Source organism: Rhizobium aethiopicum (assembly GCF_014197535.1).
GTDB lineage: Bacteria > Pseudomonadota > Alphaproteobacteria > Rhizobiales > Rhizobiaceae > Rhizobium > Rhizobium aethiopicum_A.
Genome location: NZ_JACIFV010000021.1, coordinates 58,091 through 81,333, shown reverse-complemented (window position 1 = coordinate 81,333; position 23,243 = coordinate 58,091). Strand labels below are relative to the sequence as shown.

Genomic DNA, 23,243 nt, shown 5'->3' with positions numbered 1-23,243 from the left:
CAGCAAACGGAAAGACCTATTCGATCTCCGTCGGAAGGCGGCATTCAAATCTTTCCAATGCGCAGCATCTCCAATTCGGCGGACAGCAACATTGTCCGACGATGTGAGGGGTAGCTTTCAACGGCCCGGCTTCGCTCCGATGAACGCGCCTATCACCGCTCACGGTCTTTGGGCGCCGGTTGCGGCAACGTAGACGGAATAAAGCGAGCGGGTTGCGGCTATGAAGAGACGGTTGCGTCCGGGGCCGCCGAAGGTCAGGTTGGCTACGGTTTGGGGCACGCGGATCTTGCCGATCAACTTCCCTGCCGGATCGAAGCAGTGCACGCCATCACCGGCGCTCGACCAAAGATTCCCATTGACGTCGGTCCGGATGCCGTCCGGAATGCCGTTGTCGATGTGGCAGAAGACGCGGCCGTTTTCGAGCCTGCTGCCGTCTACCACGTCGAAGGCGCGGATCTGACGTGGCAGGCTTTCGTCGTGGCTTGCTGCCGAATCCGCGACGTAGAGGATCGTCTCGTCAGACGAGAAAGCAAGGCCGTTCGGCTGGATGAAATCCGTGACGACGGCAGTTAGCTCGCCGGTGGCCGGATCAAGCCGGTAGACGTTGCGCGTCGCCTGCTCGGGCTCGGCCTGATAGCCTTCATAATTCGACATGATGCCGTAGGTTGGATCGGTGAACCAGATCGTGCCGTCCGATTTCACCACCACGTCGTTCGGCGAATTGAGCCGCGCGCCTTCGAAACGGTCGGCGAGCACGGTGATCGAGCCGTCGATCTCGGTGCGCGTGACGCGGCGCCCGCCATGTTCGCAGGAGATGAGTCGGCCCTGGCCGTCGCGCGTGTGGCCGTTGGTGAAGTTGGATGGCTGCCGGTAGACGGACACGCCGCCCTCGGGCGTCCATCGCAACATGCGCTGGTTTGGAATGTCGCTCCACAGAAGCTGGTTGGCATCGTTGAACCAGACAGGACCCTCCGCCCAGCGGCAGCCTGAATAGAGTTCGTCGAGGCCAGCGCTGGTGACGATCAACTGCCGGAAGCGCGGGTCATGGATTTCGTAGATGCTGGCCTCGGCCATGGTGATCTTCCTGATTATCGCATGCCGGCCCGGCGACCGCCGGCGAGCATGATCACGCTGATGATGATGAGGCCGGTCATGATGAGGCGGATGCCCGCGCCGAGCCCATAGGTGTTGAGCATGGAGACGACCAGGAACATGAAGAGCGACGCGCCCCAGATGCCTGGCACGTTGGAATCGCCGCCGGCAACCGCTGTGCCGCCGATCACGACGACGGCGATCGAGGTCAGCAGATATTCCGAGCCCATATTGAGTGCTGCGCCGCCGGAGAAGCAGGCGAGCAGATAGCCCGCGACGGATGCAAGCACGGCGCAGAAAAGGTAGGTGACGAAGCGCGTGCCGTCGACGGGAATGCCGGCCATGCGTGAGGCGGGCATGCTCTGGCCGATCGCCGAGATCCAGCGCCCGTAGACTGTCTTATGGAGCATGAACCAGGCGAGAAGCGAGATGAGGAGCGCGACGATTGCCACGTTCGGCACGCCGAGCGTATTCGAGGTAGTGAATTCCGCAAGCATGCTCGGCGGCTTGATGCGCAAGCCGCGGTTCGTCCAAATCGCAGCGGACTGCACGATGAAGCTCACGGAAAGCGTCGCGATGATCGGCGGAATGCGCAGCGCCTTGATCAGGGCATAGTTGCCGAGGCCGACGACGAGGCCGATGAGGATGGCGACAAGAAGCCCGGGCAGGATCAAGCCGTTTTCGACATTCATCAGCTTCAGCGCCACCGTGCCGGCAAGTGTCATGGTGGCGGGAACCGACAGATCGATATTGCCGGGACCGAGCGTGATGACGAACATCTGGCCGATGCCGACGATGACCGAGAAGGCGGCGAAGGTGAGGGCCGCCTGCGACAGGCCGAGCGTACTGGCGCCGAGCGTCACCATGATCGTCAGGAACCAGATGACGAAGGCGGCAAGCCATGACCAGATCCAGGGTTTGCCGAAAAGGCTGACGAGGGCGGTCATCGGCGGCGTTTCTCCCGTTTCTCCAGGCGGTTCAGCATCAGGCGAAGCGCGAGCACGATGATCAGGATCGCGCCCTGGGCTCCGATCTGCCAGTCCGGCGAGATGCGCAGGAAGGACAGGAACGAGCCGGCAAGCGTCAGCGTCAGCGCGCCGATGACGGCGCCGACAGGGGAGACGCGGCCGCCGATGAACTCACCGCCGCCGAGGATCACGCCGGCAATCGACAGCAGCGTATAACGCAGCGCGATATTGGCATCGGCAGACGTCGTTAGGCCGACGAGAGCGATGCCGGCTAGCACGGCGAAGAAGCCCGCCAGACCGTAGGCGGTGGCGCGAGCGGCGACGATCGACCAGCCGGCCCGCTCGACCGAACGCTGGTTGCCGCCGATGCCGCGGATCAGCACGCCGAGCGAGGAGCGCATGACGAGAAGATGGGCACCAGCGGCGATGATGATGCTGGCGACGATCGCCATCGGCGCCAGCGGCGGCTTGACGGTCATCAGCGAGCGCACCCAATCCGGCGCCTGCCCGCCCGGCGCCGGCAGCAATAGCACGGCAAGGCCACCCCAGACGAAGCTCATGCCGAGAGTGACGACGATGGACGGCAGGTCGCGCAGGTAGATGATGACGCCGAGGCCCGCATAGGCCGCGATCGCTCCCGCAAGGATCAGCATGCCTGTCGCCGGGTCATCGCGCAGAAAGGTCGCGCTCACGCAGGCGACGAAGCTGACGAAAGTGCCCATCGACAGATCGAGATCGTTCACCGCCATGACAAGCATCTGGGCGATCGTCGCAAGCGCGATCGGTACAGCCAGGTTGAACAGCAGGTTGAGGCCGACGTAGCTCATGGCGCGCGGCTGCAGCCAGAAGACGGCAGCGAGCAGCAGGGTCAGCGACAAAGCGGGAATGGCAAGACGCATGGCGTCGGACGAGAGCCGGGCCGTCATGCGGCGACCCCTTCGAAGGAGGCGGCGATGATGTTCGTCTCGTTGACGGCATCGCCGGTGAGTTCGGCGGTGATGCGACCTTCGCGGAAGACGTAGACGCGGTCGCAGAGGCGCACCTCGTCCATTTCGGTCGAATACCAGATGAAGGTGCGGCCGTGCGCCGCCTCCTCGCGAATAATCGCGTAGACCTCCTGCTTGGTGCCGACGTCGACGCCGCGCATCGGATCGTCCATCAAGACGACAGGCGCGCGCGTCGCGAGGGCGCGGGCGAACAGCACTTTCTGCTGGTTGCCGCCGGAAAGTGACAGGATGCGGTTGCCCATGTCGGGCGTGCGGATCTCGATCCGCCGTTTCCAGTCGGCGCCTTTCGTTTCCTCCTTATCAGTGAGAATGAAGCCGCGCCGCGACAGGTCACCGAGCGAGGCGACGGAAAAGTTGCGCAGGATGCTCCAGAGTTCGAAGACGCCGTTGAGGCGGCGGTCGCCGGCGACGAAGGTGACGAGCGGATCGCGCTCGGGCAGCCAGGTGCCGGACTTGGCGGCGTGCAGGGCAAGCAGCAGCTCGGTCTGCCCGTGGCCGGCAAGCCCCGCCAATCCGATGATCTCGCCCTTACGGGCCGAAAAGGGACGGCCCGCCGTCTGATGCGACAGAATGAGCGGAGCGGTGGATTGCTCGTGCGCGGGACGCTGGTTCGTCTCCTCCTTCGCAACGGTGCCCATGGCTTCGACCAGGCCATGATGATCGAAGCCGTTTGCCGGACGTTCGGTAACGACGCGGCCGTCCTTCATGACGACGATGCGGTCGGAGGTTTCGAGAATCTCGTGCAGGATATGCGAGATGAAGATGACGGAGCCGCCGGTTGCGACGAAGCGGCGGACATGGTCGAGCATCTGGCGGGCGAGGCTCGCATCGAGCGAGGAGGTCGGTTCATCGAGGATCACCAGCCGCGGCGGGGTGCCGGCGTCGGAAAAGGCCATCGCGATCTCGACCATCTGTCGCTCGGCGATCGAAAGGTCTCCCACTGCCCGGCCGCTGTCGATGCCGTGGCAGGGGAAGACCGCATCGAGGCTCTTTTCGATGATTTCTGCGGCGCGCCTGCGCCAGCCGAAGCCGCCGAGATCGCGGTGCATGATGCGCGTGTTCTCGACGATGGAGAGGTTAGGGCAGAGCGAAAGCTCCTGGAAAACGCAGCGCACGCCGCGGGCTCGTGCCGCGTTGATGCCGTAACGCTCCAGCCGCTCGCCATTGCTGGACACACTTCCTTCATGGGGGGTGAGGCCGCCATTAATGACGCTGACGATGGTGGACTTGCCGGCTCCATTGTGCCCGACCAGCCCGACGCACTCGCCCGACATGACGCGGAGCGTGACGCCGTCAAGCGCCCTGACCGCGCCGAAACTCACCTTGGCGCCATCGACGGCGATCACCGCCTTCAAAACCTCATCCATGCTGCCCGCCACATCTGCTCGGAAGGACTGCCGCGCGGCCATTTTTCGGCGCGCGCGGCAATCGCCGGGAGAGTTACTTTGCCGACTCGATGACCTTGATCGCGTCTGCCTGCGTGTATTCCACATTGGCGACGCCGCCGGCCTGGGTATTGGCGAGGTTCGTTTCGAGATTGTCCTGGTCGATGCGCAGGAACGGCACGACGAGATCCTTCTTGACCTGCTTGCCGTCGAGGATCTGCTGGGCGACCCAGAAGGCGAGGGTGGAGACGCCAGGCGCGATGGACACCGACATCGTCTCGTAGCCCTTGGCGTCTTTCTGTTCCTTCCACCACTTCAGCTCGTCTTCGCGGTTGCCCATGATGATGATCGGCATCTTCCGGTCGGTCGCGGCGATCGCTTGTGCGGCCCCATAACCGTCGCCGCCCTGCGTCACAACGCCGACGATGTCGGGCAGGCTCGGCAGGATGCCGGCGACGGCCTTCTGCGCCACGTCCTGCGCCCAGTCTCCGTGAACGGAGCCGACGATTTTGAACTGCGGGAACTGCTTGACGCCGTCATGGATGCCGGCCGAGATCTCGTCGTCGACGAAGACGCCGGCAAGGCCGCGGATCTCGAGCAGGTTGCCGCCAGCCGGCAGCTTCTTCGACAGATACTCGACCTCGCTGCGGCCCATTTCTTTGAAATTGACAGCGATGCGCCAGGCGCAGGGTTCGGTCACGATACCGTCGAAGGAGACGACGGTAATACCGGCATCACAGGCTTCCTTGACCGCGCCATTCAGCGCCGTCGGCGAGGCGGCGTTCAGCACGATCGCGTCATAGCCCTGCAGAATCATGTTCTGGATCTGCGCCGCCTGTTCCGTCGCCTGGTTCTCGGCGGTGGTGAAAGGATCGGCGGCGGCAACGACGCCAGCCTTCACGGCCTCGCTCGTCACCTTGCCCCAGCTCGTCAGCATGGCCTGGCGCCAGGAGTTTCCGGCGTAGTTGTTGGACAGGGCGATCTTCTTCGCCGACGTGTCGGCAAAGGCGGTAACGGGCATGGCGGCGCAAGCAATAGCGGCCGATGCCATAAGCATCTTACGGATTGTCATGTCTTCCTCCCTCATGATCGCGCCGGTCGGCGGATCGCTTCACTCCTGCCGGCTCAAGCGGGCCTCGAGTGAAAATTGTTCTTGCACTGAGCTTCCTCCTCTCAGTAAGGGCAGGATGCGGGAGATCGGCCGGCCTGTACAGGGGCAAGGCGGCAACTCGTTTGCGGGTTTTGCGCAACAAGCTGCGGGTTTACGCAAGACGGCGGCCTATTTGCGGGCGCTTACTGGGAAGCGATCACGCCGGGTTGAGGAGCCTGTCGTGACGGGGAGGAACTGACAATGCTGCATCTCGCACCGGCAGCCCTGTTCGACCATTATCTCGGCATTTCGCGGCTGCTCGCGGGCCAGCTCGACTTTCGCTCGGCCATCCGGTCGGTTGCTGCCGAGGTCGCCCACATCATCCCGCACGACCATCTCGACGTCTGCGTGCTGCTCGAAGGCGGCAACTATCACACGGCCTATGAGACGGGCATCGAGACCGCCTGGGGCGAAATTGCCGGCGCGCCCGTCGTCAACAGCCCCATCCGGTCGCTCCTGCGGGGTGAGGTCGATTTTCTGCTCTCGGACGACGCCATTAAAGATCCGCGCTTCCACTTCGAGGGGGCGTTCAAGCGGCCGATCGTCGAACAATCGCTGAGGAGCCGGCTGCATGTGCCGATGAAGGTGCAGGGCACGATCATCGCAGCACTTTCCTGTTCGTCGCACAAGGCGGGCGTCTATACGATGGAAGACGTCGAGCGCGCCCGCATCATCGCCGATCTGCTGACGCCCTATTTCTTTGCGCTGCAGGCGGCCGAGCAGGCGCAACGCTCGGCGATCGTCGAGGCCGAAGCCCGCGCCCGCGAGGAGGGGTTGCGTCAGGGCGCCTTGAAGTTGACCGAAGCCCTGGAGCAAGAGCGCCAGCGGATCGGCATGGACCTTCACGATCAGACGCTTGCCGACCTGACGCGGCTCGCCCGGCGGATCGACCGGTTGTCGCGCAACGGCGAGGTGACGCCTGATGCGCTCGAACCCGTTTCGCGATCGCTGCAGCATTGCATGCAGGATCTGCGGCAGATCATCGAGCAGGCAAAACCCTCCGTGCTCCAGCTCTTCGGCCTCGCCCAGGCGATCGAGCATCACCTCGACCGATCGACCCGCGACACCGGATCGGGCATCGAATGGGGCCTTGCCGACGAGACGAACGGCGCGCTGGAAAGGCTGGAACCGACCGTCAGCGTCGCCTTGTTCCGCATCGCGCAGGAGGCGATCAACAATGCGGTGCGCCACGCCGCCCCGCTGGCGATCATGGTGCGGCTCGAAGCCGACGACGAACAGCTTTCGATCGAAATCTCCGACGACGGGACCGGCCTTGCCAAAACGCGGGGACGGATCGGCGGCGGCATCGACAATATGAAGACCCGGGCGCGGCTGATCTCGGCGCGCTTCACGACCGGCCCCGGCCATAATAACCGCGGGACCGCGGTGCGCGTCGTGCTGCCGCTGGCACCGAACGGCCCGGCGGGCGAGCCAGACTGAGGAGAAAGACACGATGAAGGTTCTGATCGTCGAGGACGACCCGCTGCACCGGTCCTATCTGCACGAGGCTGTTAACGCCGCCCTGCCGGAATGCGACACGGTGATCGAGGCGGAGAACGGAACCGCCGGCGAGAAACTCGCCCGCGACCACAAGTCGGCGCATATCGTCATGGACCTGCAGATGGCGAACCGCAACGGCATCGAGGCGGCGCGGACGATCTGGAAGGAGCGGCCGGAGACCCGCATCCTGTTCTGGTCGAATTATTCGGACGAGGCTTACGTGCGCGGCGTCTCCCGCATCGTGCCGGATGGCGCCGCCTATGGCTATGTGCTGAAATCCGCCTCTGACGAGCGGTTGAAGCTCGCGTTGCGCTCGATCTTCATCGAGAGCCAGTGTGTCATCGACCGCGAGGTGCGTGGTCTGCAGCAGAAGAGCCTCGGCCAGACCAACGGCTTCACCGATTCCGAATACGAGATCCTCGTCGACATAGCCCTCGGTCTAACCGACCGGGCCATCGCCAAACGCCGGAGCCTGTCGCTGCGCAGCGTGCAGAACCGCCTGCAGCAGCTCTACGACAAGCTCGACGTCTATCAGACAGCAGGCGACGACCACGAGGACGGCCGCTTCAACCTTCGCGCCCGCGCCGTCACGATTGCTTTCCTGCGTAAACTTCTGAATTACAGCGCTCTGGAACGCGCTGAGGCGGAGTTGCAGGAATGGCTTGACGAAAAATAATTTCCTGAAGAGATCGGCGACATAGGCGAGCTTTTCTTTTGGGGCGGAGCCGTTTCAGGGCTCCTGCTTGACGCTGGATACACTCGACATCAAAATCGCGGTTTCGAAGGTGAACCGGCTGTAGCGCTTTCACATCGTTGCTCGCCTCAAAGGATTGGCCACGGGGATTGACCGGGCGCCGACCGACACCGCTGGTCGCAAGCTTGCGAGGCAACGCAGTGAATAAATTGTTCTCAGCAGCCGGTTCTTCTAGCGACAGCCCATCCCAGCGCTGGAAGTTCCCGTTCCTGAGCAACCGTCGCGCGTTACGTCGGCCAGCGCTGTTGCTACTCGCCCTGCTTGCCGCAACGATCGCAGTTTCTTACCTTGACATCCGTCAATCCAAAGCTCCGACCGAGGACTTTGAAAAGCGAGCGCTCAACGAGGGTGCCCCTTCCTCACGCCTAATCGTCCGCCCTGATCCGGCTGCGTCGTCTCCTCGTCCGACGATATCGATATCGCGGTATCTGATCGAGCTGCCGAAGCTCGAATTGGCAAGTCAGTTTCTGCGGATGTGGCTGGTCTCAGGCGCCAATATTTGCGGCGCGCTTCGAGAGGCGGGCATCGAGGTCAGCGAATGGAAAGCCGCATCGACGCGCAATCGCGATTATGAATGTTATTTCCAGCGCATCTACGAAAGGGACGAGGTGCGGCCGCTCAGTTCGACCTTCCTCAGGGTTCGTGGAAATGAAATGGGCGATATCGTTGAGATCCGCGCCAAGATCGTCGGGCCGAAGATGGATCCCGAGGGGCACCTCGCCCCTGATGTCCTGCGCATTTTCGAGATCATTGTGAAGCATGCGTGCTGGCGTGATTTTGAAGATACGCTTGCGTCGATCCGAAGCCTTCGCCATGTCGAAACCGAACGGTTCGGCTCTTATCTCAGCTTCACGCGCGAACCCGGCAGCGAAAACAGCTTTAATTTTGCCCTTGGCCTCAAGGCGGCTCCAGGTTCGCAGGCAAGAACCAGGGCGTATTTTTCGGCAGACCGCTGGCTGGAGACGGCAGATTCACGCATCCCGCAAACGTTATCATCATCGACCGCACCGGCAGGTCCAAGATCAAGCTGGAACTGTGGCTGAGCATCAAAGCCTCCAGCCTTATGAGCAAGATCAGCGCGACAGGCTGGCCGCCGGCCGAAAAGCGTCGGGTCTGGCGGCGCAGTTCTCGAAGACGAAATCCACGAAAGCGCGGACCTTCCGCGAAAGCTGGCGGTTCGACGGCCAGACGAGCGAGAGCGAGCCGAAGGGCACCATGAAGGAGGTGAGGACGGGGATCAGGCTTCCCGCTCGCATGTGCGATGCCGCGACATAGACGGGCAGGTGGGCGAGGCCCAAACCATCCTGTGCTGCCCGCAGCCCTGCATCCGTGTTGTTGAATGTCAGGCTTTTCGGCAGAAGCAGCCGCTCGTACGGCGCGCTGAATGCCCAGGGCGCGACGCGGCCGCTGGATGGATATTTGAAGTGAATGCAGACATGCCTGAAGAGATCGCCCGGCATCTCAGGCCGTCCATGGCGCTCGAAATAATCGGGACTGCCGCACACGACGAAATGCTGATCGCCGAGAGGGCGGGCGATCAGCCGCGCATCGGCAAGCTCGCCGCTGCGCACCACGACATCCAGACCCTCCGTAATCAGGTCTACGACCCTGTCTTCGAAATCCACATCCAGTTCGATTTCCGGGAAGCGCTCGGCAAAGGCCGGCAGCATTGGCATCAGCAGATGGTGCCCGACGATATGCGGGACGCTGACGCGCAGGCGCCCCCTCGGGCTTTCCCGGCTTTTCGACAGGGTTGCCTCCACGTCCTGCATATCGTCGATGATGCGCTTGTAGCGCTCGTAAAGGACCACCCCTTCTTCGGTCAGGCTGATGCTGCGGGTCGTGCGGTTGAAGAGCCGCACCCCGAGCCGGCTTTCCAGACGCGCCACCGCTTTTCCGATCGCGGACGGCGAAACGCCGGCAACGCGCGCGGCTCCGACATAACTCTGCTGTTCGGCCGCATGAACGAAGGCGAAGACGCTCGTGAGACTATCCATGGCAAGATCCGATTGGAGACATTTTGTCCTTTATGTAAGTCCACGTACGGCGATTGATCAACATTGCGCAACAAATATCCTTTGTCTCGGAAGCCGGATCGGATGGGTCGGGATGAAGGAGTGGATGGTATGCGGGACTATGCAAGAGAATTGCCGGAGCACATGGGCAGATATGTCGGAGAGAACGACCTGTTTCTGAAAATCTTTCCTGGGAACTGTCGCCCGGATGAGGCCGGGCGACCGCCTCTGCTTTTTGTCCATGGCGCCTTCACCGGCAGTTGGATGTGGAGCAAGTACATTCCGCACTTCATGGCGGCGGGGTGGGACTCCTACTGCATCAATCTGCGAGGTCACTACAAAAGCCGGTCGGTGGATTTCACGACGGTCGAATTCGAGCACTATCTGGAAGACATTCGTGAGGCGATTTCCGCGATCGCCAGGGAATGTGCCGCCGCTCCTATTGTGATCGGATTCAGCATGGGTGGAATCCTCAGCCAGAAGCTGGCCGAAAACGTCGGGATTGCCGGGCTGGTGCTGATCGATTCCAGCATCTCCAGGCAGGTGCATGACGAGGTGCCATATCAGGATCTTGCGCCCGAGATACCCGGCCTCGTCGTTCCCGCGCCGGTGCGCGACGAGCAATCCAGCGCCGATGAAACACCCGAGGATATCGCCTTTCAGCGGAAGTACCTCTCCATGGAATCCGGCAGAGCCTTCGGCGCCTTTTCCTTTCATTTCGGTGCAGAGGGGATTTCCATCGACGGCGGCAAGATCGCCTGCCCCAGCCTTGTCATCTCGGCCGTCAGTGATGAAACCGGCGACCGGCGAGGCCGAGCAACGGCCCGGCATATCGGCGGCGAGTATCTCGGTCTCTGGGGCACAACGCATACGGGCTTGCTGGTCGGGCAACGATACCACGAAGCTGTCAGCCGCATCATGATCTGGCTGACGCGCTTCGATTAGGAGCGAGTTCAGTCCTCCAGGCCGAGACTCGCCAGCAGGCGGGCGACATAGGCTTCCAGACCGCCGACCATATCGAAGCGATCGGGATCGCGCAGCCAGAGCATCTGCAGGCCGTCCATCACGGCGATCAGTTCTGCGGCCGTCGCCTTGCTGTCTATCCTCTTGTCGATCGCGCCATCGGCGATCGCCCGCTCGAAGGTGGCAGCGATATCCTTCTGCATCTCCGTGGCGCGATCCAGAAACCACGCCTTGGCGGGGTGGTCCTTCATCAGGCTTTCGGCATTTAAGATTGCGAAGGCCCTGACAACCTCGATCATTCCGGCGTTGCGGCGGAAGATTTCGACCATGCCTTTCAGCAGGCCGCTAAGATCGGAGCGATAGTGTCCGACGAAATCGGCGCTATCGAGATCGCGCTTGGCGAGGATCGCGAGCAGCAAATCGACCTTGGTCGGAAAATGGTGCAACAGGCCGGGCAGCGACAGGCCGACATCCTGAGCGATATCGCCGATCGCGGCATTCTGATAGCCGTCTTCGGCAAAGCGCCGCATCGCCGCCGCCAGGATCTCTGCGCGGCGCTCTTCTCCCTTGCGCGAACGGCGCCGTCGCTTCTCGTCCTGTTCCACCTTCTGCTCTGCCATCGTTTCTCCCATCGGCCTCTTTTAAATACAATGCGCCGATCCGCAATGCTCCGGCCGATATCTCCTCTGCTTCCTTCTTATATCAGGTCCGTCAGCTTGACATCTTAAAAATACCGAGTAATCGGTAGGTTTAACAGGCGCGATGCTCGCGGTCTTTTTGGGAGGTTTGCATGATCGATTCCATTCTCGACAGGATGACGCTCGAAGAGCAGGTCTCCTTGCTATCGGGCGCCGATTTCTGGACGACCGTGCCCGTCGAGCGGCTTGGCGTGCCGAAGATCAAGGTGACGGACGGACCGAACGGCGCTCGCGGCGCGGGCTCGCTGGTCGCCGGCGTCAAGGCGACCTGCTTTCCTGTCGCCATTGCGCTCGGCGCCAGCTGGAATCCCGATCTCGTCAAGCAGATGGGGGTTGCTCTTGCGCGCCAGGCCCAGAGCAAGGGAGCAGCTGTGTTGCTCGCACCCACAGTGAATATCCACCGCTCCGGCCTCAACGGGCGTAATTTCGAATGTTATTCCGAAGATCCGATGCTGACATCGGAACTCGCCGTCGCCTATATCGAGGGCGTGCAGGGCGAGGGGATCGCGGCGACCATAAAACACTTCGTGGGCAATGAATCCGAGATCGAGCGGCAGACCATGTCGTCCGATATCGACGAGCGGACACTGCGCGAAATCTATCTCCCGCCCTTCGAGCACGCGGTGCGTCGCGCCGGGGTCATGGCGGTCATGTCCTCCTATAACCGCCTCAACGGCACCTACACGAGCGAGCATCACTGGTTGCTGAACAAGGTGCTGCGCGAGGAATGGGGCTTCGACGGCATCGTCATGTCTGACTGGTTCGGTTCGCATTCGACGGCCGAGACGATCAACGCCGGCCTCGATCTCGAAATGCCAGGCCCGGCGCGCGATCGCGGCGAGAAATTGGTTGCGGCCGTGCACGAGGGCAAGGTGGAAGCAGCGACCGTGCGTGCGGCAGCACGGCGCATGTTGCTGCTGCTCGAGCGGGTCGGGGCATTTGAGAGCAAACCCGATCTTACGGAGCGGGCGGTTGACTTGCCGGAAGACCGGGCGTTGATCCGCCGTCTCGGCGCCGAAGGCGCGGTCCTCCTCAAGAATGACAGCATCCTGCCACTCGCCAAGACCTCGCTCGACCGGATCGCCGTCATCGGACCAAATGCGGCGAGCGCCCGCGTCATGGGCGGAGGCAGCGCGCAGATCGCCGCGCATTACACGGTGAGCCCGCTCGAAGGCATTCGCGCCGCCCTTTCCAATGCCAACAGCATCAGCCATGCCGTCGGCTGCCGCCACAACCGGTTGATCGACGTGTTCAAGGGGAAGATCACCGTCGAATATTTCAAGGGACGCGGCTGCAAGGGCGATCCGCTTCATGTCGAGACCGTCGACAAGGGCGAATTCTTCTGGTTCGAGCTGCCGTCGGACGAACTCGACCCCGCCGATTTCTCGGCCCGCATGGTGATGCAATATGCGCCGGAGGAGAGTGGCGAACATGTCTTCGGCATGACCAATGCAGGGCTGGCGCGACTCTTCGTCGACGGCCGATTGACCGTCGACGGCCATGAGGGCTGGACGCGCGGCGAGAATTATTTCGGCACCGCCAATGACGAACAGCGCGGCGGGGTGACGCTCGAAGCCGGCCGATCCTATGAAATCACCGTCGAATATGAGCCGTCCACTGCGAGCGAGGAGGGCATCAACCTCATCGCCGTCCGTTTCGGCGTCGAAAAGCCGCTCGGCGATGCCGATATCGAGGCCGCCGTCGAAACCGCCCGCAATGCCGATGTGGCGCTGCTCTTCGTCGGCCGCGACGGCGAGTGGGATACGGAAGGACTTGATCTGCCCGACATGCGGCTGCCGGGCCGGCAGGAGGAACTGATCGAGAAGGTCGCTGCCGCCAACGCCAACACCGTCGTCGTGCTGCAGACCGGCGGTCCCGTTGAGATGCCCTGGCTCGGCAAGGTCCGCGCCGTGCTGCAGATGTGGTATCCCGGACAGGAACTCGGCAATGCCATTGCCGACGTGTTGTTCGGCGACGCCGAGCCGGGCGGCCGCCTGCCGCAGACCTTCCCGAAGGCGCTTGCCGACAATTCCGCCATCACAGACGATTCTGCCGTTTATCCCGGCAAGGACGGGCATGTGCACTATGCCGAAGGCGTCTTCGTCGGCTACCGCCATCACGATATCAGCGCCGTCGAACCGCTCTTCCCCTTCGGCTTCGGCCTTAGCTATACCCGCTTCCGTTGGGGCGAGCCGCGACTCTCGGCAGGAGAAATGAATCCCGAAGGCATAACCGTCAGCATTGACGTCACCAATACAGGCGACCGGCCAGGCTCGGAGTTGGTCCAACTCTATATACGCTCACCGTTAGCCAAAGTGGAACGGCCGGACAAGGAACTGCGCGCCTTCGCAAAGCTCTCGCTGCAACCCGGCGAAACAGGCACGGCCGTCATGAAAATCGTGCCACGCGATCTGGCCTATTTCGATATCGAGGCCGGCGCCTTCCGCGCCGAACCGGGTGGTTATAAGCTGGTCCTGGCGACGAATGCCGCGGACGCAAGATCCGTGATCGACCTGCCGTCGCCAGCCGGCTATGTGCTGCCGCCGTCGAGCGCATGATTCCGATGTCGAGCGGCCAGGCGCCTATCGATTTAGTTGAATGAAAACAGCGCTCAAGAGGCTTTCCGGCCTGCCGAATAAAGCAGGCTGAAAATTTTTAGATTCTCCTCTTGAATCGAAAATCGTGCGAAACCAGATCATTTTCGTCGGCTGCGCAAAAGCGGGCCGATGATCAGAGCGGAGACGCAGGTTTCCGACGCGTCTCCATCCCATGTTGCTTTACGGAGGATATGGCTATGAGAAACGAACTTGACTTCGCCCCCCTTTATCGGTCCAGCATCGGCTTCGACCGTGTCTTCAATCTCCTGAACAATGCGCAGCGCCTGCAGGCGATTGATGCCTGGCCGCCCTATGACATCGTCAAGACGGGCGAAGACGATTATCGCATCGAGATGGCAGTGGCAGGCTTCGCCGAAGGCGATCTTGACATCACGCAGGAGCGGAATGTCCTTCTGGTGAAGGGGCAAAAGACCGAAGCGAAGGACGGCGAATATCTGCATCGCGGCATCGCCGGGCGCGCATTTGAACGCCGCTTCGAACTCGCCGATCACGTCAGGGTCGAGAATGCCTCGCTGACGAATGGTATTCTCTCGATTGCGCTGAAGCGTGAAGTGCCCGAAGCCATGAAACCGCGCAAGATCGCCATCGGGGACGGCTCCTTTCAGCAGGCGCCTCTTCAGATCGAATCCGAGCGTCAGGTGGCTTAAGGAGAGCTTCTCGATGACGTCCCAGATAAAACCATTTATCGTACAGATCAGGAAACGTCGCAGAAGCAGCGCGAAATACGCGGCGAAGCCTCTATTTTCAAAGTCGTCAGGCAAGCTCCGCGACGAAGCCGCGGTTTCTGAGGCGCGATCCTGAACAGGGCTTCCATGTCAACCGGGGCCGGCGCCATGTGGCCGGCCCTTGTGTACGAATGATGCGGACCGAGTTTGCTCTTCCTCGAACTCTCACCCGCGACGAGATCGTTGCGTTTCGCGCCCGCTCTATCCACCAGCATTCGCCACTCACGGTCCGTCTCCGCAGTGACTTGTGAAGACCTTCGGAAGCCCCGTGCTTCGACGAAATTGCCCGACATGCATCGGACACCCAGCGACTACTAACCAATTTCGTGTTCCTCGCAAAGGCCAGGAATCATGGCTCCGAAGTGCCGTTACATACTACAGTTGATGAACTGCCCCTGATCCCCCGGCGCTGTTCGATCGCAGCTCACATTGTCCATAGAAGTGATAGCGGGGCGGCTTGTAGCTTTTCTCCGAATGGGGTCACTCGGTCGTGGTCGTGTAAGACGAGCCCTCGCACGAAACGATCGCCGACCGCCTCTTGTAACTGGCGCAACCCGCGAAAATCGTCAGACTTCACCGTTGCCGAGGCCTTTACTTCTATCCCAACAACCCGGCCGCGCCGATCCTCTATGATGACATCGATTTCATCTTGGTCTCTCGTTCGGTAGTGGGAGAAGGACACGCGCCGGTCTGACCATGACGCCAGCTTCAGCAGTTCTGAAACCACGAAGCTTTCAAGCAGAGCGCCAAAGCGACCTTTGTTGTCGCGTAACGTATCCGCTTCATCCTCTCGCAAAGTGGCAAGCAGGCCCGTGTCCAGAAAGTGAAGCTTTGGTGTCTTGATGAGCCGGCTCAAGCGGTTGTTGGACCACGGGACAAGTGTCCTGATCAGAAAGAGGCGCTCAAGGATAGCAACATATTTCTGTGCGGTGATGCTCGACAATCCGAGCGCCGCACCGAAACTGCTGTGATTGACCAATTGTCCGGCGTGCTCCGCCAGGACCTCGAGCAGCCGCGGAAGCCGGTCCAACTGATCGATGTTGGCGATATCACGCACGTCGCGATCGAGGATCAATTTCACATAATCTTCCAGCCAAGCAGTCCGTCGGCCGGCCGTCGGCCGACGCAAGGCTTCGGGATAGCCGCCCCGTAGCACCGTCAACAACAGATCGTCACCAATGACGGTGTCCTCCCCGGCGGAAGGCTCCTCGCCGGCGAACAGCCTATCCAGCAGACGACCCGGGGTGGATCGGATTTCAGATTGGGCAAATGGCAATAATGGGACGACGGCCATTCGGCCGGCGAGCGAATCTGCAATCGCCGGAACGGTGGCCAGATTGGCTGAACCCGTGAGCAAGAAACGCCCGGGCTCGTCATCGCGATCGACGCTTTCCTTGATCGCAAGTATCAGTTCGGGCGCCCGTTGCACCTCGTCGATCACGGCCCGTTTGATGCCTCGGATAAAGCCGATCGGATCAGTCCTTGCTGCATTCAGCGTACCGACATCGTCGAGGGTGATAAACGGGCGATCGGAGCCAGAGATCTGTCGCGCAAGGGTCGTCTTTCCGGCTTGTCGCGGACCGGCAATGAGCACGACTCGTGTGTCAGCCAGCGCGGTTTCGACGATCGGTCGGGCTTTGCGTTCAATCAGCTTTTTCGGCGGCGAATCTGTCATCTGCTATCATTAACCGAGTTCTCGGCTAAGTTAAAGTCTATTCCCGGCGGCTTTTAATTGCTGTCACGGCTATTTTAAAGCGGAGCCGGTCTCATTCCAATCGCACGACCGTCAAATTACAGGTGTTTCCGGCGCGGATGAAGATCGAGATACGCCGGGTGTTCAATGAGAACTTCCAGGTCTCTGGCATGCGCAAGGTCTGGCGGCAGTTTGGCAAGCCGGACCGCCCATGCGGGTTTCGTCCTCGATGCCTCGGACTACGCGCTTCATGCGGCCCGTCCTTCGCGGCCTCATCCACCATTCCGACGGGCGCGTGCAATACATGTACTAATCAGCCTTTGTTCGGCCCCTCCCGGAAAGTTCATCTGCGATCAGACGGCATCCGGCTGGGTGCGCAGATTGGTGACGACGCGCCGGTTCTGCACCTTGCAGGAGCGCTCTGTGCAGTCGCGGACTTCGCGGTCGTTGCCGTAGCCCTTTGCCCACATGCGCTTGGGGTCTACGCCCTTCGAGGTCAGATAGGCCATCGCCGCATCGGCGCGTTTCTGCGAGAGCGTCTGCATTTTGGAAGCGGAGCCGGAATCATCGGCAAATCCCTGCAGCTTGAGCAGCCAGGTCGGATTCCTGTTGAGCCAGGCGGCCTGGTTGTCCAAGGTGGCCATGGCGACGGAATCGAGCGCGGCGGAGTCCTGCTTGAAATAGATGCGTCGGCCGACATTGAGAATGAAATCCTCTTCGCTGCCCAGCGCGACGTTCTCGAAACCGGGGGCGGGGTCGTTGGTCTGGCCGGTCATTGGCGCCGCCGTCGGTTCTTCCAGGGAGGCGACCTCGGTGGTGGAGCAGGCGGCGAGCGCCAAGAGCATGGCTGCGCCAGCGAGGCGCTTGATGTATCCGATCATCGCAGACATAGGGGTGATATTCCTCATTCGACCGGAGTTGTTTCGCTAACCTGAGTGGCGCCCTCAGCCTGGTCGGCAATATGCGGCAGAACCTGTACAGCAGTGCCAATGGGGCAGCGCTGATAAAGATCGATGGCGTCTTCATTGAACATGCGGATACAGCCGCTGGAGGCGTCCTTGCCGATGCTCCATGGCTCCAGCGTGCCGTGGAACCGATAGCCAGTATCGACGCCGTCGCGATGCAGATACATGGCGCGGGGGCCAAGCGGGTTCTTCGGTGAGCCACCCGAGACGAATTGCGGCAGTTCGGGATGGCGCTTGCGCATCTCCGGCGGCGGCGTCCAGCGCGGCCAGAGCGATTTAGCGTCGATGGTGGCGCGACCGAACCATTTGAAGCCCTCGCGGCCGACCCCGACGCCATAGCGGATGGCGGTCTTGTTCTCCATGATCACGTAAAGAAAATGGTGCCTGGTATCGACGACAACGGTGCCGATCGGCTCGCTGCTGAAATATTTAACGACCTGGCGATGCCAGCGCTTGTCGATTTTGGCGAAATTGGTGCTGCGAAACGTCACGCCGTTGTCGACGGCTGTGCCGTCGAAATAAGAAGCTGCCGCGGCGCCTGCCGGTTTGCCGACGGCGCCGGTCCCCCACAACGCCAATCCACCGATCATAATACTCCTGCGGGTCCACACCATCGGCTAAATCCCCCCTGAAAGCCAACAAGCGAAGTGGCAGTAAACCAGATTTTTTATTTGTCTCAATAGGAAACTCCTCTCTCTATCAGGATCGCTAGAGAATCTAGGGTCGCCTGATGCTGTATTGCTTCGCTCGTTACTCCGGGCGGGAGAATGTTATGCCGACTGAGTACGGATCCGGAAATGGACAGGAGGCGCGGCCGGAGCCTGCATCGCAGATGTTTCGTGTAAGCATTTCCAACTCGATGCTGCGTGCAACCTCTTCGCGAATGGCCGTCACCGCCAGATCATCGAATAAAAGATGACAAAAATAATCACCTTATGTTGACAAGCTCTATTTCGCTCCATAGGTTCCGCCCGCATCCGTGACGTAGGGACCAAGCAATGGCGCATGTTTTTTTGAATGTTTCTAATAACGTATCGCGAATTTATAGAGATAGCCTTTTTGCGACGACCGCGATCGTCCTGATCGGCATTGCAGCATCGCCGGCTGCTGCCCAGAGCCCCTCCGCAGGTGACACCGCGACGACACTGGAGCCGATCGTCATTCAAAGTGCAGCCTCTGATAGCAAGACCGACCGGGCGTCGGTCACCGCCAAGAACAGCGCCGGCGCGACCAAGATCAGCACGCCGCTTGTCGAGACGCCGCGTTCGATTTCCGTCACCACCGAGAAGGAAATCGAGCAGCGCGGCGCGCAGTCGGTCATCGAGGCGGTGCGTTATACGGCCGGCGTGACGACCGGACCGAACGGCTTCGATCCGCGTTTCGACCAGATCTACATTCGCGGCTACAACGCCACGACGGTCGGCGACTATCGTGACGGATTGCGCCAGCCCTACATCAATTATGGGATGTTCCGCACCGATCCCTATCAGCTGCAGCGCGTCGAGGTGATCAAGGGACCGGTTTCCGTTCTCTACGGTTCCGGTTCGCCGGGCGGCCTCGTCAACAAGATATCGAAGCTTCCGACCGATGAGCCGATCCGCGAAGTCGGCATTACCTACGGCACCAAGGACCGGGTGCAGGGGATGTTCGATTTTGGTGGGCCGATCAGCGAGGGCAATGACGATTTTCTCTATCGCATCGTCGGCGTCGCCCGCCGCGGCGATACCAATTTCGATATTGCCGACGACCGCTATTTGTTCGCGCCGTCCTTCACCTGGAAACCTGACGAGGGCACATCCTTCACGGTTTACGGGCTGGCGCAGTCGGACGAGACCGACTCCAACGTCGGCGCGATCACAACGGTGGACGGCAGGATTCTCGATCTCAGGGCGAGCGATCCCGACTATGACTATCAAAAGGTCAAGCAGCAGCAAGTCGGTTATCAATTCGAGCATGAATTCGATAATGGCCTGACCTTCCGGCAGAACCTGCGTTATTCGCATCTTGATCTGGAGGCCCGTTACCTCGGCGTTACCAGCTGGACCGGGACCGTCGCGCATCGTGGGACCAACGCGATCCGTGACGAAATGAACGTTTTCCAGGTCGACAACCAGCTTGAGGCGAAGTTCGATACGGGCCCGCTTGCGCATACGATGCTGTTCGGGCTCGACTACACCAATCTCCAGTCGAGCTTTGGCTACGGCGCCGGAGCCGCAGATCCGGCATTCGACTTCGATATCGCCAATCCGACCTATGGCGTTTCGGGCGCTACGCCGGACCATAATGTATTGGCGTCCGATGCGGATATGCGGCAGGTCGGCATTTACGTCATGGACCAGATCGAGGTCGGAAACTGGCGCTTCAACCTCGGCGGTCGGCAGACCTGGGTGAACCAGACGCGAGATTCGACCTTGCCCACGGTCACCTCGGAGGATGTCGACAAGAACGCCTTCTCCGTACAGGCCGGCGCGCTTTACCTTTTCGACAACGGCATCGCGCCGTTCGTTTCCTACGCGACCTCCTTCGATCCGGTCACCAACCGATCGGCAACCAACACAATTCTTCCGCCGACGAAGGGCGAGCAATACGAAGTCGGTGTGAAGTACCAACCTCCCGGCTCCGATATCCTGCTCTCCGCCGTCGCCTATCACATCGTCGAGCAGAATAAGCCGAGGCTCGCCGACCCGCTGACCTTTGCCTACGACTCCCAGGGCGAGGTGACCGGAAAGGGTATTGAGCTCGAAGCCCGCGCGGCAATCGCCGACGGTCTCGATATCATTGCGGCGTACACCTACAACGACTCCGAAGTGACCGGGGGCAACAACGTCGGAAATACTCCGGCCATCACCCCGACCCATGTTGCGAGCCTGTGGGCGAACTACACTTTCCAGGAAAGCAATCCCTTCAACGGTCTGTCGGTTGGCGCCGGCGTGCGCTACATCAGCGAGACCTGGACGGATGTCGCCAATACCTCGAAGAATCCCGCGACTTTCTATGTCGATGCATCCGCCTCCTATGATTTTGGCGCGGTCGACAAGAAATATGAGGGCCTGACAGCCGCCTTCAACATCCGCAACATCGCCGATGAGCGCGAGACAGTTTGCGAAGAGGGTTTTTGCTATCTCGGCCAAGGCCGCAACATGACCGGCACCCTGAAGTATCGGTGGTAGGCATGGCGGTGAAGATGAACGGGGCGTCAGAACGTCCTTCGATCGCCGATCATTCTATCGCCCGCCAGGCCATTGACCTCGATGGCCTGGTCGGCGATGGCCCGTTCTCCTATTGCCGCGGCAAGCTGCTCAGTGCTCACTCACAGCCGGGCCTGTTCGTTCCCTGCAGCGATCTCGGTGAGCGCGACGTCTTTGACGAGATCATCGCCCGCTATGGCCAGAAGTTCCCCGGCAGTGATCGCCGCGCGATCGTGTCCATGTGGACGCTCTATTATTTCAGCATGCTGACGATCGCGCCGAGCGTCCATATGTTCGTCAACCGCATCGCGCTGCCGATGGAGATCGGCCGGCTTTCGCTCGTCTGCAACGAACTGACAGGCGAACCGGAAGCATTCGTAATGTCGGGCAGTCCCGAGCCGACCACCGATCCGGCCGGTGAGCTTCACCGGCTGATGCTCGGCCACGCCGAGCCCGTCATCGCCGCGATCGCCGCCAATGCCGGTGTCGCGCCGAAGCTTCTCTGGAACAATGTCGCGACCTATCTCTCTTGGATTCTGAAAGAGATCGCTTATCGCCAGGGGCCCGCACTCGTCGAAGGCGGCATGGCGCTGCTCGAAGAGCCGAACTGGCCGGGCGGCGCGCGCAATCCGATGTTCGGCATGATCCGCATTGCGCGTCAGCAATGCGGACTCGAATTCGCCCGCCGCAAAGTCTGCTGCCTGCGCTACAATCTGCCCGGCGTCGGCGGTTGCGGCGAAGCCTGCCCGTTGCCGGACGGGCGGCATTGAATCAGACGGTTCTTGCCTGCTCGGCATATCGAGACGGCGGCAATCCGACAAAGCGGGTAAATGCCGTGCTAAACGCACTTGCGGAGCCATAGCCGACGCGCTCGGCGATTTCCTGAATTCCGATCTCGTCGTGCCTCAGCAGATTTTTGGCCAGCGCCATGCGCCACGATATCAGATATTCCATCGGCGCCAGGCCCACAGCACGGCGGAAGCGATTGAAAAACGCAGACCGCGATAGCGCCGCCTCGCCGGCAAGCTGCTCCACCGTCCATTCCCGGGCGGGGTTTTCATGCAGCCGACGAATGGCGAGCGAGAGGCGTGCATCGCTCAAGCCCCGCAGGATTCCGAGCGGCGCTTTGTCCCCCGCATTCGAGCGCAGCGCCTCGACAAGCAGCACTTCCAACAATCGAGCCAGGATCATGTTCTTTCCCGGCCGCTCGGCGCGGGCTTCGTCCGTGACGAGCTGAACGATCGCCGAAAGTCTGCTGTCGCCGCGGATATGGATGATCCGCGGCAGCAGAGAGACCAGCAAGGCCGCATCGGGCGAGCCGAAGGCGAAATGGCCGACAAGCAATCGTGCACTCGGGACGCTTTCGGGGTCGCCGTGCCGGGTTTCGTCGGCGAGCATCGTGACGGTGAGAGGATCGATGCCGGGCGATAATCCGTCGTCGAGGCTCGACATCGTGAAGGAATGGGCCGCCGGGATCAGGATGAAGTCGCCTTCGCGCAGAATGATCTGAACGTCCTCGGTGCTCAGCCGCGAAGAACCCTCCACGACGACGCAGTAGAAAGGCTGGCCTGTCTCCTGGCGCTTAACGCGCCACGTCCCTGCTCCGCTGACGAATTTTGAATGGCGCGCAACTGGCTGAAGCAGCGTGACCATATCCGCCAAAGGGTCGCTCATCGATACTCCTGATAATGAAACAAGGACTACGCATGATATTCAGTAGCGGTATCGCCGTCTACATCTATAGCCGTCAGCATAGATAGGAGACAGATATGAAGACCGTTCTCGTTACAGGATGCTCATCAGGCTTTGGATTGGAAATTGCCAGGTTCTTTCTCGCGCAGGGCTGGAAGGTGATCGCCACCATGCGCACGCCGCGCCAAGACCTTCTGCCGCCTTCGGACAATCTTGCGATCGTTGCTTTGGATGTCACCAGTCCTGGAAGCATCCGCGCTGCGGTTGACGCCGCAGGTCCTGTCGATGTGCTGGTAAACAATGCCGGCATCGGCTGGCTCAACGCGGTTGAGGGAACGCCGATGGAGATCGCTCGCGATATTTTTGAGACGAACACGCTTGGAACGATCGCGATGACGCAGGCGGTTCTGCCGCAGATGCGGGAGCGCCAGGAAGGGGTCGTCGTCAACGTTACGTCAACCGTGACGCTCAAGCCGCTTCCGCTCCTCTCGGTCTATACGGCCAGCAAAGCCGCGGTGAACGCTTTTACCGAATCTGCCGCGCTCGAGCTCGAGCCCTTCAATGTGCGTGTGAGAATCGTTCTCCCGGGGCGGGCGCCGGAGACGCGGTTCGGCGATACGGCGCGCTCACGGATTCAACAACAGGGCGGTTTCCCGGAAGCCTATTCGTCGGTCGTCGCTGACGTGTTCGCGTCCTGGGAGCAGCAGTCGGAAACTGCCTTGACACAGGTCGTCGACGTGGCCGAGGCGGTATGGCGTGCGGCGACCGACCCTTCCTCTCCGTTGCGCATCCCGGCAGGAGCAGATGCCGTGGCATTGGCGGGATAGGAG

Annotated in this window: 20 protein-coding genes and 1 pseudogene; 10 read left to right on the top strand and 11 right to left on the bottom strand. The window is 61.2% G+C overall.

Annotated features, from left to right (window positions below; all coding sequences use genetic code 11):
- Positions 1-159 precede the first annotated feature (159 nt).
- From GGD53_RS23620 to GGD53_RS23600, 5 genes are all read right to left on the bottom strand, one after another.
- Entirely contained in the window at positions 160-1,074 is a 915-nt protein-coding gene (locus GGD53_RS23620) for an SMP-30/gluconolactonase/LRE family protein (protein ID WP_184459200.1), read from the bottom strand.
- 14 nt (positions 1,075-1,088) lie between these two features.
- Positions 1,089-2,039 (bottom strand): ABC transporter permease, encoded by a 951-nt coding sequence (locus GGD53_RS23615; protein WP_184459199.1) that lies wholly within the window; start codon positions 2,037-2,039, stop codon positions 1,089-1,091.
- Positions 2,036-2,986, bottom strand: a complete 951-nt coding sequence (locus GGD53_RS23610; protein ID WP_184459198.1) for an ABC transporter permease — start codon at positions 2,984-2,986, stop codon at positions 2,036-2,038. Before GGD53_RS23610 ends, GGD53_RS23615 begins: the two co-directional genes overlap by 4 nt.
- Complete coding sequence (locus tag GGD53_RS23605) at positions 2,983-4,434, bottom strand: sugar ABC transporter ATP-binding protein (protein WP_184459197.1); 1,452 nt, start codon at positions 4,432-4,434, stop codon at positions 2,983-2,985. Before GGD53_RS23605 ends, GGD53_RS23610 begins: the two co-directional genes overlap by 4 nt.
- Before the next feature lie 73 nt (positions 4,435-4,507).
- Complete coding sequence (locus GGD53_RS23600; RefSeq protein ID WP_184459196.1) at positions 4,508-5,524, bottom strand: ABC transporter substrate-binding protein; 1,017 nt, start codon at positions 5,522-5,524, stop codon at positions 4,508-4,510.
- Between the two features lie 279 nt (positions 5,525-5,803).
- Here GGD53_RS23600 and GGD53_RS23595 point away from each other — a divergent pair, with 279 nt between their 5' ends.
- The 3 genes from GGD53_RS23595 to GGD53_RS23585 all read left to right on the top strand — a co-directional run bounded on the left by GGD53_RS23595 (position 5,804) and on the right by GGD53_RS23585 (position 8,899).
- On the top strand, positions 5,804-7,042 hold the full coding sequence (locus tag GGD53_RS23595) for a GAF domain-containing sensor histidine kinase (RefSeq protein ID WP_184459195.1): 1,239 nt from the start codon (positions 5,804-5,806) through the stop codon (positions 7,040-7,042).
- 13 nt (positions 7,043-7,055) lie between these two features.
- Positions 7,056-7,778, top strand: a complete 723-nt coding sequence (locus tag GGD53_RS23590; protein WP_184459194.1) for a response regulator transcription factor — start codon at positions 7,056-7,058, stop codon at positions 7,776-7,778.
- A gap of 287 nt (positions 7,779-8,065) precedes the next feature.
- Positions 8,066-8,899, top strand: coding sequence for a DUF6030 family protein (locus GGD53_RS23585; protein WP_246717868.1), 834 nt, complete (start codon positions 8,066-8,068; stop codon positions 8,897-8,899).
- A gap of 30 nt (positions 8,900-8,929) precedes the next feature.
- Here GGD53_RS23585 and GGD53_RS23580 read toward each other — a convergent pair whose 3' ends face one another.
- Complete coding sequence (locus GGD53_RS23580; RefSeq protein ID WP_184459193.1) at positions 8,930-9,853, bottom strand: LysR family transcriptional regulator; 924 nt, start codon at positions 9,851-9,853, stop codon at positions 8,930-8,932.
- 129 nt (positions 9,854-9,982) lie between these two features.
- Between GGD53_RS23580 and GGD53_RS23575 the strand changes: the two genes are divergently transcribed.
- Complete coding sequence (locus GGD53_RS23575) at positions 9,983-10,816, top strand: alpha/beta hydrolase (protein ID WP_184459192.1); 834 nt, start codon at positions 9,983-9,985, stop codon at positions 10,814-10,816.
- Positions 10,817-10,824: 8 nt separating this feature from the next.
- Here GGD53_RS23575 and GGD53_RS23570 read toward each other — a convergent pair whose 3' ends face one another.
- A complete protein-coding gene (locus GGD53_RS23570; protein WP_246717865.1) occupies positions 10,825-11,454 on the bottom strand; it encodes a TetR/AcrR family transcriptional regulator in 630 nt (209 codons plus the stop codon).
- Between the two features lie 170 nt (positions 11,455-11,624).
- On the opposite strand from GGD53_RS23570, the gene GGD53_RS23565 reads away from it, so the two are divergent.
- Together GGD53_RS23565 and GGD53_RS23560 are read left to right on the top strand one after the other, a co-directional pair.
- Positions 11,625-14,090 (top strand): beta-glucosidase, encoded by a 2,466-nt coding sequence (locus tag GGD53_RS23565; RefSeq protein ID WP_184459190.1) that lies wholly within the window; start codon positions 11,625-11,627, stop codon positions 14,088-14,090.
- Between the two features lie 236 nt (positions 14,091-14,326).
- Positions 14,327-14,797, top strand: coding sequence for an Hsp20 family protein (locus tag GGD53_RS23560; protein ID WP_184459189.1), 471 nt, complete (start codon positions 14,327-14,329; stop codon positions 14,795-14,797).
- A 502-nt stretch (positions 14,798-15,299) separates the two neighbouring features.
- Here the strand turns inward: GGD53_RS23560 and GGD53_RS23555 are convergent.
- Positions 15,300-16,550, bottom strand: coding sequence for an ATP-binding protein (locus GGD53_RS23555; RefSeq protein WP_184459188.1), 1,251 nt, complete (start codon positions 16,548-16,550; stop codon positions 15,300-15,302).
- Positions 16,551-16,754: 204 nt separating this feature from the next.
- On the opposite strand from GGD53_RS23555, the pseudogene GGD53_RS32425 reads away from it, so the two are divergent.
- A pseudogene (locus GGD53_RS32425) lies at positions 16,755-16,875 on the top strand (IS3 family transposase); the annotation flags it as partial.
- A 46-nt stretch (positions 16,876-16,921) separates the two neighbouring features.
- On the opposite strand, the gene GGD53_RS23545 reads toward GGD53_RS32425, so the two are convergent.
- Positions 16,922-17,458: an OmpA family protein gene (locus GGD53_RS23545; RefSeq protein ID WP_184459187.1), complete on the bottom strand. Its 537-nt coding sequence runs from the start codon at positions 17,456-17,458 to the stop codon at positions 16,922-16,924.
- 14 nt (positions 17,459-17,472) lie between these two features.
- Complete coding sequence (locus tag GGD53_RS23540; RefSeq protein WP_184459186.1) at positions 17,473-18,147, bottom strand: L,D-transpeptidase; 675 nt, start codon at positions 18,145-18,147, stop codon at positions 17,473-17,475.
- 384 nt (positions 18,148-18,531) lie between these two features.
- Between GGD53_RS23540 and GGD53_RS23535 the strand changes: the two genes are divergently transcribed.
- A complete protein-coding gene (locus GGD53_RS23535; protein ID WP_184459185.1) occupies positions 18,532-20,703 on the top strand; it encodes a TonB-dependent siderophore receptor in 2,172 nt (723 codons plus the stop codon).
- Between the two features lie 2 nt (positions 20,704-20,705).
- Positions 20,706-21,491, top strand: coding sequence for a siderophore-iron reductase FhuF (gene fhuF, locus GGD53_RS23530; RefSeq protein WP_184459184.1), 786 nt, complete (start codon positions 20,706-20,708; stop codon positions 21,489-21,491).
- 1 nt (position 21,492) lies between these two features.
- Here the strand turns inward: fhuF and GGD53_RS23525 are convergent, their stop codons facing one another.
- The gene (locus GGD53_RS23525) at positions 21,493-22,395 is read right to left on the bottom strand and encodes an AraC family transcriptional regulator (protein ID WP_184459183.1); all 903 of its coding nucleotides are present in this window, start codon (positions 22,393-22,395) and stop codon (positions 21,493-21,495) included.
- Between the two features lie 95 nt (positions 22,396-22,490).
- On the opposite strand from GGD53_RS23525, the gene GGD53_RS23520 reads away from it, so the two are divergent.
- Complete coding sequence (locus GGD53_RS23520; protein WP_184459182.1) at positions 22,491-23,240, top strand: SDR family oxidoreductase; 750 nt, start codon at positions 22,491-22,493, stop codon at positions 23,238-23,240.
- Positions 23,241-23,243: the final 3 nt, after the last annotated feature.

Bases quoted from the DNA above. Each gene is read 5' to 3' on its own strand.
- GGD53_RS23570 (WP_246717865.1), bottom strand. From the start codon at position 11,454: ATGGCAGAGCAGAAGGTGGAACAGGACGAGAAGCGACGGCGCCGTTCG.
- GGD53_RS23575 (WP_184459192.1), top strand. From the start codon at position 9,983: ATGCGGGACTATGCAAGAGAATTGCCGGAGCACATGGGCAGATATGTC.
- GGD53_RS23540 (WP_184459186.1), bottom strand. From the start codon at position 18,147: ATGGTGTGGACCCGCAGGAGTATTATGATCGGTGGATTGGCGTTGTGG.
- GGD53_RS23555 (WP_184459188.1), bottom strand. From the start codon at position 16,550: ATGACAGATTCGCCGCCGAAAAAGCTGATTGAACGCAAAGCCCGACCG.
- GGD53_RS23590 (WP_184459194.1), top strand. From the start codon at position 7,056: ATGAAGGTTCTGATCGTCGAGGACGACCCGCTGCACCGGTCCTATCTG.
- GGD53_RS23545 (WP_184459187.1), bottom strand. From the start codon at position 17,458: ATGTCTGCGATGATCGGATACATCAAGCGCCTCGCTGGCGCAGCCATG.
- GGD53_RS23560 (WP_184459189.1), top strand. From the start codon at position 14,327: ATGAGAAACGAACTTGACTTCGCCCCCCTTTATCGGTCCAGCATCGGC.
- GGD53_RS23620 (WP_184459200.1), bottom strand. From the start codon at position 1,074: ATGGCCGAGGCCAGCATCTACGAAATCCATGACCCGCGCTTCCGGCAG.
- GGD53_RS23520 (WP_184459182.1), top strand. From the start codon at position 22,491: ATGAAGACCGTTCTCGTTACAGGATGCTCATCAGGCTTTGGATTGGAA.
- GGD53_RS23605 (WP_184459197.1), bottom strand. From the start codon at position 4,434: ATGGATGAGGTTTTGAAGGCGGTGATCGCCGTCGATGGCGCCAAGGTG.
- GGD53_RS23600 (WP_184459196.1), bottom strand. From the start codon at position 5,524: ATGACAATCCGTAAGATGCTTATGGCATCGGCCGCTATTGCTTGCGCC.
- GGD53_RS23565 (WP_184459190.1), top strand. From the start codon at position 11,625: ATGATCGATTCCATTCTCGACAGGATGACGCTCGAAGAGCAGGTCTCC.
- GGD53_RS23610 (WP_184459198.1), bottom strand. From the start codon at position 2,986: ATGACGGCCCGGCTCTCGTCCGACGCCATGCGTCTTGCCATTCCCGCT.
- GGD53_RS23535 (WP_184459185.1), top strand. From the start codon at position 18,532: ATGGCGCATGTTTTTTTGAATGTTTCTAATAACGTATCGCGAATTTAT.
- GGD53_RS23580 (WP_184459193.1), bottom strand. From the start codon at position 9,853: ATGGATAGTCTCACGAGCGTCTTCGCCTTCGTTCATGCGGCCGAACAG.
- GGD53_RS23615 (WP_184459199.1), bottom strand. From the start codon at position 2,039: ATGACCGCCCTCGTCAGCCTTTTCGGCAAACCCTGGATCTGGTCATGG.
- fhuF (WP_184459184.1), top strand. From the start codon at position 20,706: ATGGCGGTGAAGATGAACGGGGCGTCAGAACGTCCTTCGATCGCCGAT.
- GGD53_RS23595 (WP_184459195.1), top strand. From the start codon at position 5,804: ATGCTGCATCTCGCACCGGCAGCCCTGTTCGACCATTATCTCGGCATT.
- GGD53_RS23525 (WP_184459183.1), bottom strand. From the start codon at position 22,395: ATGAGCGACCCTTTGGCGGATATGGTCACGCTGCTTCAGCCAGTTGCG.